Source organism: Chryseobacterium gossypii (assembly GCF_041361455.1).
Classification (GTDB): domain Bacteria; phylum Bacteroidota; class Bacteroidia; order Flavobacteriales; family Weeksellaceae; genus Chryseobacterium; species Chryseobacterium gossypii.
Genome location: NZ_JBGCUR010000002.1, coordinates 116,625 through 132,652, shown reverse-complemented (window position 1 = coordinate 132,652; position 16,028 = coordinate 116,625). Strand labels below are relative to the sequence as shown.

The window sequence follows — 16,028 nt, the reverse complement described above, 5'->3', positions numbered from 1 at the left end:
GTAATTATGCATATCGAAAATCAAGTTTTAGGACTTACGAGACTAGGTGAATACATCAATGGTTTTTTGGCAAAGAGTCCTGAAAGCTATAATGAGAATGATTCTGAATTTGAATTATTGCTGAAAAAGTCTGAAATAGAAAATCCGTGGTTTACTATTGATAATCAGAAGTTTGCTCTTCAGCAATGGGCGGACCTATTGAATGAGAAAAATATAAGAAACTGGCTTAAAAATTATTCTATTTCTAAAATTTCTAAAAGGGTAGGGCTTATCCTGGCGGGAAACATTCCCTTGGTAGGGCTTCATGATGTGGTCTCAGTAGTGTTGGCCAATCATGTTCCGGTGATCAAGCTTTCTTCAAAGGATAAATACATGATCCCGTATCTGCTGAGAAAATGGAAAGAGTTTTCTGAAGGGTATGTTGGGTATGAAATAGTTGACAAGCTTGAAAACTTTGATGCCGTAATTGCTACCGGTAGCAATAATACGGCGAGATACCTGGAGTATTATTTTAAGGATTACCTGAGCATTATCCGTAAAAACAGGACTTCAATAGCGGTATTGAAAGGTGATGAAACCGACGGTGAATTACAGCTTCTCGCTAAAGACATTTTCCAGTATTTCGGTTTAGGCTGCAGAAATGTTACCAGGCTTTTCATTCCGCAGGATTTTGTGATTGACAGGCTTTTTGAAAACTTTTTAGGGTTTAAGGATATTATCAATCATAATAAATATGCTAATAATTATGATTATAACAGAGCGGTTTATCTCCTGAACCAGGAACAGTTCTGGGATAATAACTTTGTAATGCTGAAGGAAGATGACCGGCTGTTTAGCCCGCTTTCCGTAATTAATTTCAGCAGGTATTCCTCGTTGGAAGATGTTAAAGCCTTTATTGCTGAAAATGAAGAAAACATCCAATGCGTGGTGGCTAAGGCAGATCTGGGGCTGGATTCCATCCCGTTCGGGGAAGCGCAGAATCCGGGGCTGGATACCTACGCCGATAATGTGGATACAATGAAATTTTTGGAAGTGGTCTGATTTTTCGTATCTTTTGGGTCATTTATTACCCCATATATGAAAAAGATACTTTTAGTATTCGCAATGCTGGTTTTTCAGTTGGACTTTTCACAATCGAAGACTGATAGCAACCAGAAAATAACAACACAGGCTCCGGAATTGGATCAGGAAAAAAGAGCCCTTTATAATGAAGCCTTCTTTAAATTTATCAATGCACTGAAGGCTTCCGACCGTAAGGCAATGGAGGAACTGCTTTCTGAAAAGGCAAAAAAGGTAGTGACTGATCGTGTTTATACCAGGCTTTCAGAGGATATTGATTTTAGTAAAAAGCTTGAAATTTTCAGAAGCGGCTATAAATCATTGAAAGATGGCAGCAGCTATCCCATGATCGAATACAAATATACTGATGATGCGGGGTCACCGCCAAAAGAAATCATTACGGCTATATTTGAAAACGATGGAAAAATTCTCGGAATCAAGCCTGTAAAAAATAATCCTGTTTCTAAATAATTAACAAAAATAACTATGATGACAGATGTTCTTGTTGCTCATTCTACAGAAGTAGAAAAAGCGAGCTTTTACAGAAAAACGTATTTGCATGTGGCTTTATCCGTCCTTGCATTTATCGGGGTGGAAGCTTTATTGTTAAGAATCGTTCCCGCCGAATTGATTTTTAAAATGATAAGTAAAAATTATATCTGGCTTTTGGTCATCGGAATTTTCTGGCTGGCTTCGGTATTAGCGAATAAATGGTCTTTATCACAAAGCCGGTCGACCCAATATTTTGGTTTAGGCTTTTATATCCTTTTAGAAGCCATTATTTTCCTTCCGATGATTTATATTGCTGTTGCCAGTGCAGGCGGAATGGTCATTTTCCAGGCGGCTACGCTTACGGTTGCGATGTTTGCCGGATTATCGGCTGTAGCATTTACTTCTAAAAAAGATTTTTCGTTCCTGAGGAATATCATCATCATCGGAGGCTTTATCTCCCTTGGGCTGATTATCGCGGGAGCGATTTTCGGATTCGGGCTTGGGCTTTGGTTCTCTGTGGGAATGGTGATCTTAGCCTCAGCCAGTATTTTATATGAGACCAGTAAGCTTCAGCAAACTTATACAACAGGGCAGTATGTAGGTGCTTCTTTACAGCTTTTTGCCTCTATTATGCTGTTGTTCTGGTATATTCTTAGAATTTTAATGAGCAGGAGAAGTTAAAAGGCCTGAGATAGATGCACTATAAATTAAAGATCCTGATGTTTTCATTGGGATCTTTTATTTGGATATATTTTTGAGTTTCCTGATAGGCCACGCTGTTCTGCTTTTTATAACGATCTGTTTTGTTTGAAGTGCTTAAAATGTGATATGGTGTCACTTCTCGATACGCTTTGCTACTCGAAGTGACGGTTGTAATGACGGGATCCAGGGTCATTACTTGTGTCTTTTTAAAGGTTGTATGGTTAAGGTTTTTGAAAAAAACTTCGCGAAGTATTGTGTGTTTAAAGTTTAAATCCGGATGTTTAAACTTTCAGTGTTCTCTGGTCGTTATTTGTCAATTGATCCCAAGACCTTTTGGGCAAAAGAGTTCAGGGCGTCCTTTTCGTTCATTCCATTTTGAACGTTGGCATGAACTTCCAAAGCTCCGCAGATATTGGTAATCAATTCTCCGGCAACATTCAGGTCTTCTTCACTTGTTCCTCTGAATTCACAGAAGCTTTCCAAAACTTCAAGTGTCTTTTCGAGGTTTTCCGGAGTCTGGTTCTGATAAAATTGTCTGATTATAGGTAACTTCATTACTTCAATTCATTAAATAGGTTAATTAAGCTTTCAGCCTGGTTAGTCTGAACCTGGTTTACCAGTTCTCCGTTTTTGAAAATAGCAAAGGTAGGAAGGTTATCCACTTTAGCCAATTTTCGGCTTTCCGGTAGTTTTTCCGCATCTACATATAAAAATGGAATATCCTGGTTCTCCGAGGCTAATTTTTTAAATTTAGGCTTCATGATCCTGCAGTTTCCGCACCATGTGGCACCGTACTGAACTACAACCTTTTCATTGTCGCTTACAATATTTTGCAGCGTGTCTTCTGTTAATTCTGTATACATAATTTCAATGTGATTAATTATTGATTGGGAATGTGCAGTCGTATATAAGAAAGAAAATGAGATAATTTTCAAACCATTGGTGATAATCTTCAAATTATCTCATTTTCAGGTAGCACATTATTTTAGTTTTTTGCTAAATATTCTGCAGTAGAATTTCTGTCAGCTTTCATAGCTTCTTTTCCTTCTTCCCAGTTTGCAGGGCAAACTTCTCCGTGCTTTTGAACGTGAGTATAAGCATCAATCAGTCTCAAATACTCTTTTACGTTTCTTCCTAAAGGCATGTCGTTTACAGATTCATGGAAGATTTTTCCTGTCTCATCAATCAGATAAGTTGCTCTGTAAGTTACATTAGAACCTGTAAAAGTTTCGTTTCCATCTTCATCATATTCAAAATCCTGATCTACAATCCCCAGGATGTTTGCCAGCTGTCTGTGCGTGTCAGCCAGAAGCGGATAAGTAACCCCTTCGATACCTCCGTTGTCTTTTGCCGTATTTAGCCATGCAAAGTGTACTTCGTTGGTATCACAAGAAGCGCCGATTACCTTAGTGTTTCTTTTTTCGAATTCACCTAAAGCTTCCTGGAAAGCATGAAGTTCAGTAGGGCAAACGAAAGTAAAATCTTTCGGATACCAGAATAAAAGAACTTTTTGCTGGTTAGCTGTTGCTTCTTCAAAGATGTTGATTCTTAGATCATCACCCATTTCAGAGATCGCATCTACTGTTACATTCGGGAATTTTTTTCCTACTAAAGACATAATTTTCTGTTTTATTTAAATTTTCTGTTGCAAATATATAAATATTTTGTCTATGGAACAAGTTGTTATTGATAAATAAAATCTATAATTGTTTTTGGTACGTCATAAAGAAAAAGCTCTGAATTCAGAGCTTTTCTTTAATTTAATAACCAAATATTTCGGTAAGACTGAGCTTTTTGACTTCGCCCAGTTTTTGCATATCGGCTTCTTTTACTTTGTCTTGTGATGCTACCAGACAATAGGTATAATTTTTATTTTTCATTTCCTTGTCGTGGAAATTGCTGATATCCGTAAAGGCTAATTTAGGAGCCTGCTCATATACGTTCTTTCTCATATCGAAATTATTTCCCAGTTTTTGAGCTCTCAGATAGCTGAAGATAATCCCGTCCTGCGAAATTCTTTCGGCGGCAATGGTTTTCCTCAATCCGTTTTTAGCAGTCTCAAATAATTGCTGTGATTGAGGAAGGCTGGTTAAAAGCTCATTCATGGCTGTTGTAGATTCATTGAATTTATCTGCCTGGGTACCTACATAGGCCATAATCATGTCTTTATCCTCTTTTTTGCTCGGCAGGGAGAAGTAAGAATAGGTAGAATAAGCCAGCGCTTTGGATTCCCTGATGGTCTGGAAGACCACAGAGCCCATTCCGCCTCCGAAATAGTTGTTGAATAAGCTTACAGTAGGAGTGATTGCCGAATTGTACTGCTCTCCGTTCCTTACCCAGAAGATCTCGGCCTGCACCATGTCATAGTGGGCAAACAACACCTTATTCTTATCGGTAGGAATCTGTGTAAAGGTCCTGATCTTCGGCATATCCTTTAATGGCCCCGAAGACTTATGGATAGGAGTGAGTGAAGTGATAAGCTCGTTCCCTGACTTTGGACCGTAATATAATACTTTATGCTTATAATTAAACAGGTCATGGAGTATGTTGACAAGATCTTCGGCCTTTAATGCGTCCAGTTCAGCATCGCTTAACACATTGTTGAACGGATTTTGCGGACCGTATTGTGCATAGCTCCTTAAGCCTGCCATAATGGAGTTTTTATTTTGCTTGGCATTAGCCCTTGCTTTTTTCAATCGTGCTTTATAAGCATCCAGAGCGGCCTGATCAGGCTGGCAGTTTTTGATCAGGTCTTCAAACAGGGCTGCCGTTTTATCGAAATTTTCATTCAACCCTTCCAGGGTGACATAAGTTTCTTCATTTCCTGCACTTACATTGAAGCTGGACGCCAGCTTGTAAAATTCTTTACTGATGTCTTCGGATGATTTATTTTTAGTGCCTAAATACTGAAGATATTCTGCTGCCAAAGGAAGCATCTTATTGCTCCATTTCCCCGAATCAAAATAATAATAAAGTCTGAAAAGTGAGTTTTCTGTATTTTTCACAGAAAGTACCTCTGCATCGCCTAATTTATTTTTGGCAATATCCTTGTCAAAGTTTAGCCAAACCGGAGAAATCGGTGCTTCCGGCATATCATTCACCTTTTTCAGGAAAGAAGACTGATCATCCCTGTTCACGGAAACCGGAGTAATGGCAGGTTTGTCAACCTTTACAATGTTCTTATCTTCTCCTTTTCTTTTATAAACCGCTACATAATTGTTATCCTGAAGGTATTTTGAAGCAAAATCCATAATATCTTTCTTGGTCAGCTTGGAGATCTCATCAATGTAGGCCAGTTGTGTTTTATGGTCTACTTCAGAAGTGAACTCGTCCATCAGGGATTCTGCTCTGGATGTATATTTTTCGTATCTCTGGATAACGTTTTTCCTTTCGTTATTGACAATGGACTGGATCAGGTCATCAGAAAACTCACCTTTTCTTAGTTTGTTGATCTCCTGAAGCAATAAGGCCTTCACATCATCCAAAGATTGACCTTCCTTAGGATTTCCCTGTAACAAGAGTACCGAATAATCTTTCAATACATACGGAAAGGCGTAAGCTGCCAGCAACTTCTGTTTTTTAACAAGGTCTAAATCAATCAGCCCTGCCTGCCCGTTTGTCAGCATACTTCCGATGAAGTTCAGCATTCTTGCATCTTTTGTTGTAGCGCCGGGAAACCTGAACCCGATCGTGATATTTTCCGGAGTAGGGCCGTAAACTTCCCTGATTATAGGGGTTGTGATCGGTTGTTCCGTTCCTACCTTATATTCAGGAATCGGTTTCGGCTTCATGTAAGAAAAGGCTTTGTCGATTTTTACAATCATTTCATCAGGGTTAAAATCTCCGGACATGATCACACCCATATTATTAGGGACATAGTAATTATTAAAATATTCCCTGATTGCCTTTAGCGAAGGATTTTTCAAATGCTCAACTGTCCCGATGGTGGTTTGCTTCCCATAATTGTTATTGGGGAAGATTGCTGCAAACATGGCTTCATACACTTTTCTTGGGTCGTTATCAAGGCCTCTGTTCTTTTCTTCATAGACAGCTTCCAATTCCGTATGAAAAAGTCTCAGGACAGGCTGCCTGAACCTTTCCGCCTGAACAGCCAGAAACTTGTCTGCAACATTTGCGGGGATATCCTCTGTATACACGGTCTGCTCAAAAGAGGTAAAGGCATTGGTGCCATCTGCTCCCATTCCGGACATCATTTTGTCATATTCATTGGCAATGGCGTATTTTGAGGCCTCACCGGAAATCCTGTCGATTTCTTTGTAAATTTCTTTTCTTTTGGCTTCGTCTTTGGTCTGGTTGTATTTTTCGTAAAGCGCATCGATCTGGTCCAGAAGCGGTTTTTCTTTCACCCAGTCTTTTGACCCGAACTGGTCGGTTCCTTTAAAGAGCATATGCTCGAGGTAATGCGCTAAACCGGTATGATCTGCGGGATCGGTTTTACTACCTGCTTTTGTAGCGATAAAAGTCTGGATTCTGGGATCCTTTTTTGTAGGGCTCAGGATGACCGTTAATCCGTTTTTTAGGGTATAATATCTCGCTGAAGTAGGATCATTCGTTACATATCTGTAGGTGTAGCCATTGGATGTTGCTTCTTTCCATTGGAAATCCTGTCCGTAAGCATATCCGCAGTAGCTCGCCGCAGCAATGCTTGTTACAATTGTGATTCTCTTTAAAAAATTCATTTCCGTTATTTTTTTTAGTTGAATTGGTCTAATAAATTCTTGATTCGTTTCATGGCTTCTTTTAAATCCTCTTCGGAAGCAGCATAAGAAAACCTGATGCATTCAGGGCTACCGAATGAAACTCCCCCAACAGTCCCCACATGGGCATGGTCCAGTAAAAACATAGCAAAATCATCGGAATTTCTGATCTCCGTTCCATTGAGGGTTTTTCCGATGTAATGAGAAACATCCGGGAAAAAATAAAAAGCTGCTTTAGGAAGAAGAACTTTGAAACCGGGAATTTCTTTTATCAGATCATAAACAAGATCTCTTCTTTTCCTAAAAGCGTCGATCATATATTGATATTCCGAAGGGTCGGTTCTTAATGCGGTAATGGAAGCTCTTTGAGCCATTGTATTGGCACCGCTGGTCATTTGTCCCTGGATCTTTTCACAAGCTTTGGCAAGCCATTCCGGACATGCGGAATATCCGATTCTCCAGCCCGTCATGGCAAATGCCTTGGACATTCCGTTGATTACGGCAGTCTGCTCATAAATTTCAGGAAACCGTGCAATAGAGGTTGTTCTTGTTTCATAGTTGATATATTCGTAAATTTCGTCAGAAATAACGGTAACGTGAGGGTATTTAGCAATAACTCTGGCTAAGGATTGGAGCTCGTCGTAAGTGTAATATCCGCCTGAAGGATTGCATGGAGAGCTGAAGAGGATTGCTTTGGTTTTATCGGTAATAGCTTCTTCCAGCTGTTCGGCGGTAACTTTAAAATCGGTGACATAAGAGGTCTGCAGCATCACAGAAGTTCCGCCCATCATTTTTACCATTTCATCATAGCTCACCCAATAAGGTGCAGGAAGCAAAACTTCGTCGCCGTCATTGATAATGGCTGCCAGAACATTTAAAATAGCCTGTTTGGCACCGTTTGAAACACAGATCTGGGTGGGTTTGTATTCCAGGTCGTTATCTCTTTTTAATTTATAAGCTATAGCTTCACGAAGTTCTAAAAATCCCGGAACGGGAGAATAATGGCTGTAATTTTGATTGATTGCATCGAAAGCTGCCTGTTTTATATTTTCCGGAACATCGAAATCTGGCTCCCCTAAGGTTAGGCTGATGACGTCTATTCCGTTGGCTTTCATTTCTCTAACCCTGTTAGACATTACGAAAGTCTGAGAGTAACCTAATCTTTTTACTCTGTCCGAAAGTTTATCCATATAATTTCTTGCATTTGAACAAATATATAATAAAAACTTAATTTGAATGGAATATGAAATAAAACTTATTTTTGCTTTCTTATAATAATCTACATGTCTACATCGTTACTATTAAAATACTTTCCGGATCTTACAGAATTACAGGTGGAACAGTTTGCAAAACTGGAAAAACTGTACAATGAATGGAATGAAAAAATCAATGTGATCTCCAGAAAGGATATGGAATCTTTGTATGAGAAACATATTCTGCACTCAATGGGAATTGCAAAGGTAATGGGTTTTGCACCCGGAACAAAGGTATTGGATATCGGGACAGGCGGTGGATTTCCTGGAATACCTCTGGCTATCTTATTTCCCGAAGCAGAATTTACCTTAATTGATTCCATCGGGAAGAAAATAACGGTAGTAAAGGCTGTGGCTGAAGGGGTAGGACTGAAAAACGTAACGGCCGTTCACGGCAGAGCGGAAAAGCTAAAGGAGAAATTCCATTTTGTGGTAAGCAGGGCAGTGACCCGGATGCCGGAATTTTTAAGATGGCTGAAAGGAAAATTTGAAAAAGAACAGCTCAATCCAAAACATAACGGAGTTTTATATTTAAAGGGCGGAGATCTTGCAGAAGAGCTGGCCGGAATAAAATGTGAAATCTTTAATCTTAAAAATTACTTTGATGAAGAATTCTTTGATACAAAGAAAGTAGTTTATGTATCAAAAGGGAATTTTAATTCTTGATTTAACATATTTGAGGAATAATTTTTGCTGAATATTTTATTAACTGATCAAAATTGTGTAGTTATGAAAAAATGTGTTACCATCGGACTTTCTGCAGCGGTTTTAGCATTATTTCTTATTTCTTGTGATGACGATGATGATTATCAAACCATAGAATCCATAGATAAGATAAAAATAGATAGCGTGAAGATTGCCAATGATACCATGGATGTATATGCCGTTCAGAGTATCAGGACCTATTCTACCTATCCTTCTCATTGTGAGGGCTTTTATGGCTATGACTATATTTACGGAGATAATCATTCAAGAACAGTAACTGCCTATAAATATATTACCAACGGACCATGCGCCGAGGGAAGCTATACAGGAACCAGCCAGATCAACTTCAATCCCCAGCAGGCCGGAACCTATACTTTTAAATTCTGGAATGGAGGTGATAGCTGGATCACCAAAACAATTGTAGTTGAATGATATTGAAATGGATTTTTTTATCTTGTTTTCTGGCTATTGGCATCCTGCATGGTCAGAGGATAGTTTGGAAAGAGGATGTAAAGCTTAAGTGGAGCAACTTTAAAAGTAAAATAAACAATCAGAGAGGGAATAATGTTGTAGCCTATACCAATTGTGGCTGGGTATATTCCGTGGTAAAATCCACAAATCCGAAATCTCCGGTAAAAATTGCTATTGAGACCGTTTTTAACGAGGATAAATCGTGGAAAGACGTCAAGCACATCAATGATTATGTTTTGGCCCACGAGCAGAAACATTTTGATATAGCCGAAGTTTTTGCAAGAAAGCTGCGTAAGGAGGTTTATGAGAAAATCAAAACTTCCGGGGATTATAATAAATATTTCCAGTCTATCTACAACAAAATTCTGAACGATTACAGAAAATTTCAGGTATCTTATGATAAAGACACCAAAAATGGAATAGATGAAGAAAAACAAGCCGAATATAATCGTATTATTGCTGAAGAACTGGAAAACCTTAAAAGCTATAGTACCATTTGAAATTTCTCAATAAAATCATCGATGAACTGCTGGCCCGGAATACGGATTTATCCGTATTTAACATCGTTCTGCCCGGCAAACGTCCCATTGTGTTCATCAGGCGGATTCTGGAGGAACGTAATTATTCAGGTTTTTTGCCCAACTTTTTTACCATCGAAGAACTGATAGACAGGATTGCAGATCAGCAGCCGATCCAGGGAATTGCTCTGTGGCTGTTTGCTTTTGATGTTTATAAAAGTCTTAATCTCATTCCCAATGATGATTTTGCCGAATTTTTGAAATGGTTCCCTACCTTACAGAAAGACTGGGATGATATCCTTAAGTTTTCTGAAGGTGACCAGGCGGTACTTCAATATATGTTTGATGAAGAAAGGATCAAGGACTGGGCCCAGAATCTTGGCGAGGAAGACCATATTCCCAGGAAAAAGTTTTTGAATTTCTGGCGGAATATGAATATCTTCCTTCCTGTTCTGAAGAAAAAGCTGAAGGAAAGAAACTGGGCTACCTCAGGCATGATCCATGAAACAGCCAGAACCAGGATCAATGATTTTGCCAGAACTACTTCCGAGCAATTTGTATTCTGTGGATTTAATGCCTTCACGCCGGTAGAGGAAAAGCTGGTAAGATGCCTTTTGCAATGGGACAAGGCTCAATGTTTTTTTCAGGCAGATCATTATTACTTTGATGATGAAAGACAGGAAGCCGGAAAATTTCTGCGAAACCATAAGACCTGGAAAGAATTTAATGAAAATAGACCATTCCAATGGATTGAGGATGACTTTAACCAGCCCAAGAATATCAAGGTTTATGAAGTTTCCGGAAATGTGACCCAAACTAAGATACTTCCTGAAATTTTTAAGGAAATAGAAAATAAAACCTATTCTGACACGGCAGTAGTGCTCCTGGATGAAAGTCTCCTTCCTGCAAGTCTTGATGTGATGTATGGTATTCAGAGTCTGAATATTACCATGGGCTTTCCTTTGAAAAATCTTTCCTTTTCCAATGCTGTAAAGCAATTGTTCTATCTTCAGAAGCAACTTGAAAAAAATAAAACCTCATATTACTACAGAGATATTTTTACTATCCTTGAAGAGTTGCCTAAGTCTGCTGATGATGAGCAGGTTATCAATGAATTTAAATCCAGGGTAGAGGAAAGGAATATTGTGTACATTTCAAAAAAATTGCTTCATGAACTTCTGGGCAGGCTTTCTTATTTCGATCTGCTTCTGAAAGCCGGCTCCACAAGGGAATACCTGGATATGCTTATCGCTTTCTGCCAACAGATCAAATGGCTGGAAATAGATGATATCCAATATGAGAACGTTTCACACTTTGAAAGCGCCTTCAGGATCATCAAGAATCAGCTGGCCCCTTATTCTTTTGAGATCAAAATGGAGACGCTGGAGATCCTGATCAATCAGCATATCAATTCTGAAAGTATTGACTTTCAGGGTGAACCGTTACGGGGGCTTCAGATTATGGGGCTTCTGGAAACACGTCTTTTAAATTTTGAAAACGTTATCATGCTTTCGGTAAACGAAGGGAAACTGCCGCTAGGAAACTCACAGAATACCTATATCCCTTTTGATATCAGAAAATATTTTGATCTGCATACTTTTATAGAAAACGACAGTATTTATGCCTATCATTTTTACAGGCTTATTCAGGATGCAAAGAATGTGCATTTGCTCTATAACGCGCTCAGTTCGGGAGTAAATACCGGAGAGAAAAGCAGGTTCATTACACAGATCGAAATGGAAAGCTCTCACCGGATAGAACATCTCATCATTGAAAATTCTTCGGAGCCGATTGTCATGCAACCCATTGAGATTCCAAAGACAGAGATTGTCCTTGAAAGGCTACAGAAATGGAAAGAAAAGGTATCCGCCTCACACCTTACCAGCTACCTTTATAATCCGGTAGATTTCTACCTGTCAAAAATTCTGAATACCTCTGAAACGGATGAGATTGAAGAAGAGCTGTCCGTAAAAAATTACGGGAATCTGGTCCATTATTCACTTCAAAAAATATATGAAGTGATAAAAGGTAAAGTGCTTAAAGAAAGCGATTTGAACGGGTTGATTAAAGTGATTGATCAATATATAGATGTTGCCATTGAAAAACTAAAACATCAGCCTGAATTTTATGAGAAAGGGATGAACTTCATACACCGGGCGATTGCCAAAAAAGTCATTGAAAGCATTTTGAATTATGATCTTGAGCTGATCAGAAAAGGAAATAAATTAGAAATCATTGATATTGAAAGGAAATTTGAAAATGTAGATTTTTATCTAGACGGTAGTGATAAAGTTTCCTTTTTCGGGTTTATAGACAGGATCGACCGCCTGAACGGTACTTTGAGGATCATCGACTATAAAACAGCTAAAATCAGAAATCTGGTTGTAAAGATAGATGAAGACAATATTGCTGAATATTTTCATAACAGCGACAGGAAGCAGGCATTGCAGTTATGCATTTACCAATATGTCATCCAGAGTCTTCCCGAATTTTGGGGATTACCTGTTGAAACAGGGATCTGGAGTTTTGCGGAGGCCAGGAAAGGAGTGGTAACTCTGCAGTTCGAGAAGGGAAGTATTGATAATGCTATGGAGTCTGTGAAAAGCCTGATCCTTGAAATATTGAATCCTGACATTAATTTCACGGAAACGGTTAAACCTTATACCGGTTAAAAAACAACCGTCGCCAAGTTGCTTTCAATAAGGATGAGAAGAAATGATTCATTTCACTTTCTTGCCGGATTTCTTTCGTTATTCAGAGAATAAATATAAGAATAAGATCCCGGCGATAGCCGGGATCTGAAATATATAATTTTTTATCTTTTTAAAAAGCGTTGATTCCTGTAATGTCCAGGCCGGTAATTAATAAATGAACGTCATGGGTCCCCTCATAGGTAATTACAGATTCAAGATTCGCAGCATGCCTCATCATCGGAAATTCACCCATGATTCCCATACCGCCCAGGATTTGCCTTGATTCCCTTGCGATATCAATAGCCATTTTCACATTGTTTCTTTTAGCCATTGAGATCTGAGCGGGAGTAGCTTTATGATCATTCTTAAGATTTCCCAACTGAAGGCAGAGTAACTGGGCCTTGGTGATCTCGGTTAAAAATTCCGCCAGTTTTTTCTGCTGGAGCTGGTAAGAAGCAATAGGTTTCCCAAATTGTTTTCTTTCCTTAGCATACTGAACGGCAGTACAATAGCAGTCAATGGCAGCGCCTATTACTCCCCATGAGATCCCATATCTGGCTGAATTCAGACAGGATAAAGGTCCTTTTAGGCCTGTAACGCCGGGAAGTAGATTTTCTTTGGGAACTTTTACATTATTAAACACCAGCTCGCCTGTTTTAGAGGCCCTTAAGCTCCATTTGTTATGGGTTTCGGGTGTGGTAAAGCCTTCCATACCTCTTTCTACGATAAGTCCCTGGATCTTTCCTTCTTCATTTTTAGCCCAGACTACGGCGATATCGCATAAAGGAGAATTGGTAATCCACATTTTGGCTCCGTTTAAAAGATAATGATCGCCCATATCTTTGAAGTGGGTTTCCATGGATCCGGGGTCAGAACCATGATTAGGCTCGGTAAGTCCGAACGAACCGATCATCTCTCCGGCAGCCAGCTTAGGTAAATATTTTCTTTTTTGCTCTTCAGAACCGAATTCATGAATCGGAAACATGACAAGGGAGCTTTGTACTGACGCAGCAGATCGCACCGCTGAGTCTCCTCTTTCCAACTCCTGCATGATAAGGCCGTAAGAAATCTGATCCAGGCCGGAACCTCCGTATTCCACAGGTATATATGGGCCAAGCGCCCCGATGTTTCCTAATTCTTTCATCAGACCAGGCAGATCGGTATGATTCTGTGCTGCCTGATCAATTTTAGGCATAACGAAACTTTCTACCCAATTCCTTATTGACTGACGGATCAGTTTATGTTCTTCAGTAAGCAAAGCATCAATTCCATAATAATCGGGAATGCTTGTAAGAGGATAATATGACATGTTTTTTATTTTTCTAAAAATAAGACTTTTCAGTATTTCGGAGAAATTTTTTTTAGTGCCTTGAACGGCCTGGTTTTTAGTTTCTTATATGAAGCTACGGAAAGAGACTAGTTCTGTTCGTTACCGGAGATAGGATACTGGCTGGTTGAATTATGTCCCTTATTCTTAAATTTATAAAGATACGGTGCTTTATTGGCGGAGCCGTCATAGAGTTTTTCAAGCCTCTCAAGAATATTCAGGCTTAAAATTTTACGTTGGAAGTTGTTCCTTCTGAATTTTTCACCCAAAATGGTTTCATAAAGAGACTGGAGGTCCTTCATTGTAAATTTTTCGGGAAGGAGATTACTTGCCGCTACTTCCGTATTGATGTTCATACGAAGGTATTCAAGGCCTGTTTCAATGATCCTGTCATGGTCGAAAGCCATTTTAGGAAGTTTATTTACTTCAAACCATTCACAGGTCTCATTAAAGGCATCCGGAAAAGTATCGGCGATGGAAAAATCGATGAGGCTGCAATATCCTACGGTGATGAATCTTTGAAAGATCCAGTGGTCCTTGGGCACTTCAATCCCTTTATTCTGAAGCAGGATCTGATGAACATTATTTTCTGTACGGTCTATTCTTCCGAAAGTATGAAACTGCTTCAGAAAAAGGTCCTTAAGGTGTGTTCTTTCATACAGTACGCGTGCGGCGGCTTCCCGAAGGTCTTCATCGTTGAAAACAAATCCTCCCGGAAGTGACCACAGATCCAGGTCATGATATTTCAAAAGCAAAACCTTCAAAATATTGTTGTGAAAACCAAATATGGTGCAGTCAACAGATACATGTGCTACAAAATCTTTTGTATCAATAAGCTCCTGAAGGGTCTGTTTATTTTTAGTGTCTTCGATTTTCATGGGAGTAAAAATAAAATTATTTTTTATATGTTTTTCCCTAAGGAATAAAAATATAGTAAACTTATCGTAAACAACAGTGATACAGCGAGTAAAATATAAACGGAATACAGGTTCAGGAGCTGGTTTGCGAACAGTAATGACATGATGATTGAGCTGACAGAACTGCCCAAGGAAGAGAAAATAACAATAAAAGAAGTGAGAAGATTTATTTTTTCCCTGTCGATTTTAGCTATCATTTTGGAATTGATAACAGGGTAAAGGGGAGATAAAAATAATCCAATGACCGGGAATAAAAATAATAATACTCTGGAATCTGATGATCCGAAATGCTCAACACCCCAAATAATAAAAAGGATAAAGATGATCAGCACAAGGCAAAGAGTGTAATATCTCGATAATGAGAATCTTTGGATGATATTGGCAGTGACGGTTCTTCCTATATAGGAAAAAAGAGCCAGGAACGAGGATGCCTGCAATGCGAAAAAGGAATTTACCTTTAAATGATTTTTATAGAAGGAAGGAAGCCATGAGTTAAAGCTTTGCTCTATAAAAACAATGAAGAAAATGACTGTAAAAAATAGGATAACGTGAGGTTTGGCAAATCCCGACAGATCCGAAAGAATGTCTTTGTTATCAGTAGCCGGAGGCTCCGAAACGGGTAGTTTTGAGAAAAGGATAATTGCAATGGCAGAGAGTACAGAGATAGACATAAAGCCAAATTTCCAGAATTCAGAATACCGGCTTGAAATAAGCCAGCCAAATCCGGTATTGACAACAAATATCCCGATCATAAATGAAGCTTCCACGCTGTTCATGGTTTTTGCGAGCGATTTTTCCTCAGATATGTTGTTTCGGATAATTCCAAAAACGCAGATCTTACCGATGGCAAAGCAAATCCCTATTATGGAAAACCAAAGTTTATAAAACCAGAAAACTTCTACAAAAGGAAGGACCGAAGAGCAGATTCCAACAACCGTTAACGCAAAGATCAATGATTTTTTGGTTCCGAACTTACTGATAAAGTTTACGGCAAAAAGTGAAATAAAGGCAATCGGAAGATCCTTAAAAGATTCCAGAAAACCCAGTTTTTCAAAGGTAATCTTTGCCTCGGAAAGCTGTAAGATTACGATACCCATACAGTTCAGAACCATTGAAAAAATCAAAAAAGTAAGTTTTAATGGAAGTGAGATTTCGGAGGGTTTGGTAATCATT

16 protein-coding genes are annotated in these 16,028 nt (G+C 38.9%); 7 read left to right on the top strand and 9 right to left on the bottom strand.

The window, feature by feature from the left end:
- Positions 1-6 precede the first annotated feature (6 nt).
- From ABMQ40_RS02950 to ABMQ40_RS02940, 3 genes are read left to right on the top strand one after another with little or no spacing between them, the layout of a single operon-like run.
- A complete protein-coding gene (locus ABMQ40_RS02950; protein ID WP_370896378.1) occupies positions 7-1,041 on the top strand; it encodes an acyl-CoA reductase in 1,035 nt (344 codons plus the stop codon).
- A gap of 36 nt (positions 1,042-1,077) precedes the next feature.
- The gene (locus ABMQ40_RS02945; RefSeq protein WP_370896376.1) at positions 1,078-1,530 is read left to right on the top strand and encodes a peptidylprolyl isomerase; all 453 of its coding nucleotides are present in this window, start codon (positions 1,078-1,080) and stop codon (positions 1,528-1,530) included.
- A 15-nt stretch (positions 1,531-1,545) separates the two neighbouring features.
- Complete coding sequence (locus ABMQ40_RS02940) at positions 1,546-2,232, top strand: Bax inhibitor-1/YccA family protein (RefSeq protein ID WP_370896374.1); 687 nt, start codon at positions 1,546-1,548, stop codon at positions 2,230-2,232.
- A gap of 19 nt (positions 2,233-2,251) precedes the next feature.
- Here ABMQ40_RS02940 and ABMQ40_RS02935 read toward each other — a convergent pair whose 3' ends face one another.
- From ABMQ40_RS02935 to ABMQ40_RS02910, 6 genes are all read right to left on the bottom strand, one after another.
- Complete coding sequence (locus ABMQ40_RS02935) at positions 2,252-2,446, bottom strand: hypothetical protein (RefSeq protein ID WP_370896372.1); 195 nt, start codon at positions 2,444-2,446, stop codon at positions 2,252-2,254.
- Between the two features lie 113 nt (positions 2,447-2,559).
- Positions 2,560-2,808 carry a DUF6952 family protein gene (locus ABMQ40_RS02930; RefSeq protein WP_370896370.1) on the bottom strand — a complete coding sequence of 83 codons (249 nt, stop codon included), beginning with the start codon at positions 2,806-2,808 and terminating at the stop codon, positions 2,560-2,562.
- Positions 2,808-3,116 (bottom strand): thioredoxin family protein, encoded by a 309-nt coding sequence (locus ABMQ40_RS02925; RefSeq protein WP_370896368.1) that lies wholly within the window; start codon positions 3,114-3,116, stop codon positions 2,808-2,810. The genes ABMQ40_RS02930 and ABMQ40_RS02925 overlap by 1 nt, the downstream gene beginning before the upstream one ends.
- 122 nt (positions 3,117-3,238) lie before the next feature.
- A complete protein-coding gene (locus ABMQ40_RS02920) occupies positions 3,239-3,871 on the bottom strand; it encodes a peroxiredoxin (protein WP_370896366.1) in 633 nt (210 codons plus the stop codon).
- Between the two features lie 142 nt (positions 3,872-4,013).
- Positions 4,014-6,953 (bottom strand): M16 family metallopeptidase, encoded by a 2,940-nt coding sequence (locus ABMQ40_RS02915; protein ID WP_370896364.1) that lies wholly within the window; start codon positions 6,951-6,953, stop codon positions 4,014-4,016.
- 14 nt (positions 6,954-6,967) lie between these two features.
- Complete coding sequence (locus ABMQ40_RS02910; RefSeq protein WP_370896362.1) at positions 6,968-8,161, bottom strand: pyridoxal phosphate-dependent aminotransferase; 1,194 nt, start codon at positions 8,159-8,161, stop codon at positions 6,968-6,970.
- Between the two features lie 93 nt (positions 8,162-8,254).
- On the opposite strand from ABMQ40_RS02910, the gene rsmG reads away from it, so the two are divergent.
- The 4 genes from rsmG to ABMQ40_RS02890 all read left to right on the top strand — a co-directional run bounded on the left by rsmG (position 8,255) and on the right by ABMQ40_RS02890 (position 12,590).
- Positions 8,255-8,890: a 16S rRNA (guanine(527)-N(7))-methyltransferase RsmG gene (gene rsmG / locus ABMQ40_RS02905; RefSeq protein WP_370896360.1), complete on the top strand. Its 636-nt coding sequence runs from the start codon at positions 8,255-8,257 to the stop codon at positions 8,888-8,890.
- A 63-nt stretch (positions 8,891-8,953) separates the two neighbouring features.
- The gene (locus tag ABMQ40_RS02900) at positions 8,954-9,361 is read left to right on the top strand and encodes a hypothetical protein (protein WP_370896358.1); all 408 of its coding nucleotides are present in this window, start codon (positions 8,954-8,956) and stop codon (positions 9,359-9,361) included.
- Entirely contained in the window at positions 9,358-9,900 is a 543-nt protein-coding gene (locus ABMQ40_RS02895) for a DUF922 domain-containing protein (protein WP_370896356.1), read from the top strand. The genes ABMQ40_RS02900 and ABMQ40_RS02895 overlap by 4 nt, the downstream gene beginning before the upstream one ends.
- Complete coding sequence (locus ABMQ40_RS02890; RefSeq protein WP_370896354.1) at positions 9,897-12,590, top strand: PD-(D/E)XK nuclease family protein; 2,694 nt, start codon at positions 9,897-9,899, stop codon at positions 12,588-12,590. The genes ABMQ40_RS02895 and ABMQ40_RS02890 overlap by 4 nt, the downstream gene beginning before the upstream one ends.
- Before the next feature lie 151 nt (positions 12,591-12,741).
- On the opposite strand, the gene ABMQ40_RS02885 is transcribed toward ABMQ40_RS02890, so the two are convergent.
- From ABMQ40_RS02885 to ABMQ40_RS02875, 3 genes are all read right to left on the bottom strand, one after another.
- Positions 12,742-13,920, bottom strand: coding sequence for an acyl-CoA dehydrogenase family protein (locus tag ABMQ40_RS02885; protein WP_370896352.1), 1,179 nt, complete (start codon positions 13,918-13,920; stop codon positions 12,742-12,744).
- Positions 13,921-14,027: 107 nt separating this feature from the next.
- A complete protein-coding gene (locus ABMQ40_RS02880) occupies positions 14,028-14,816 on the bottom strand; it encodes an NUDIX hydrolase (protein ID WP_370896350.1) in 789 nt (262 codons plus the stop codon).
- Positions 14,817-14,839: 23 nt separating this feature from the next.
- On the bottom strand, positions 14,840-16,027 hold the full coding sequence (locus ABMQ40_RS02875) for an MFS transporter (protein WP_370896348.1): 1,188 nt from the start codon (positions 16,025-16,027) through the stop codon (positions 14,840-14,842).
- Between the last annotated feature and the right edge of the window lies 1 nt (position 16,028).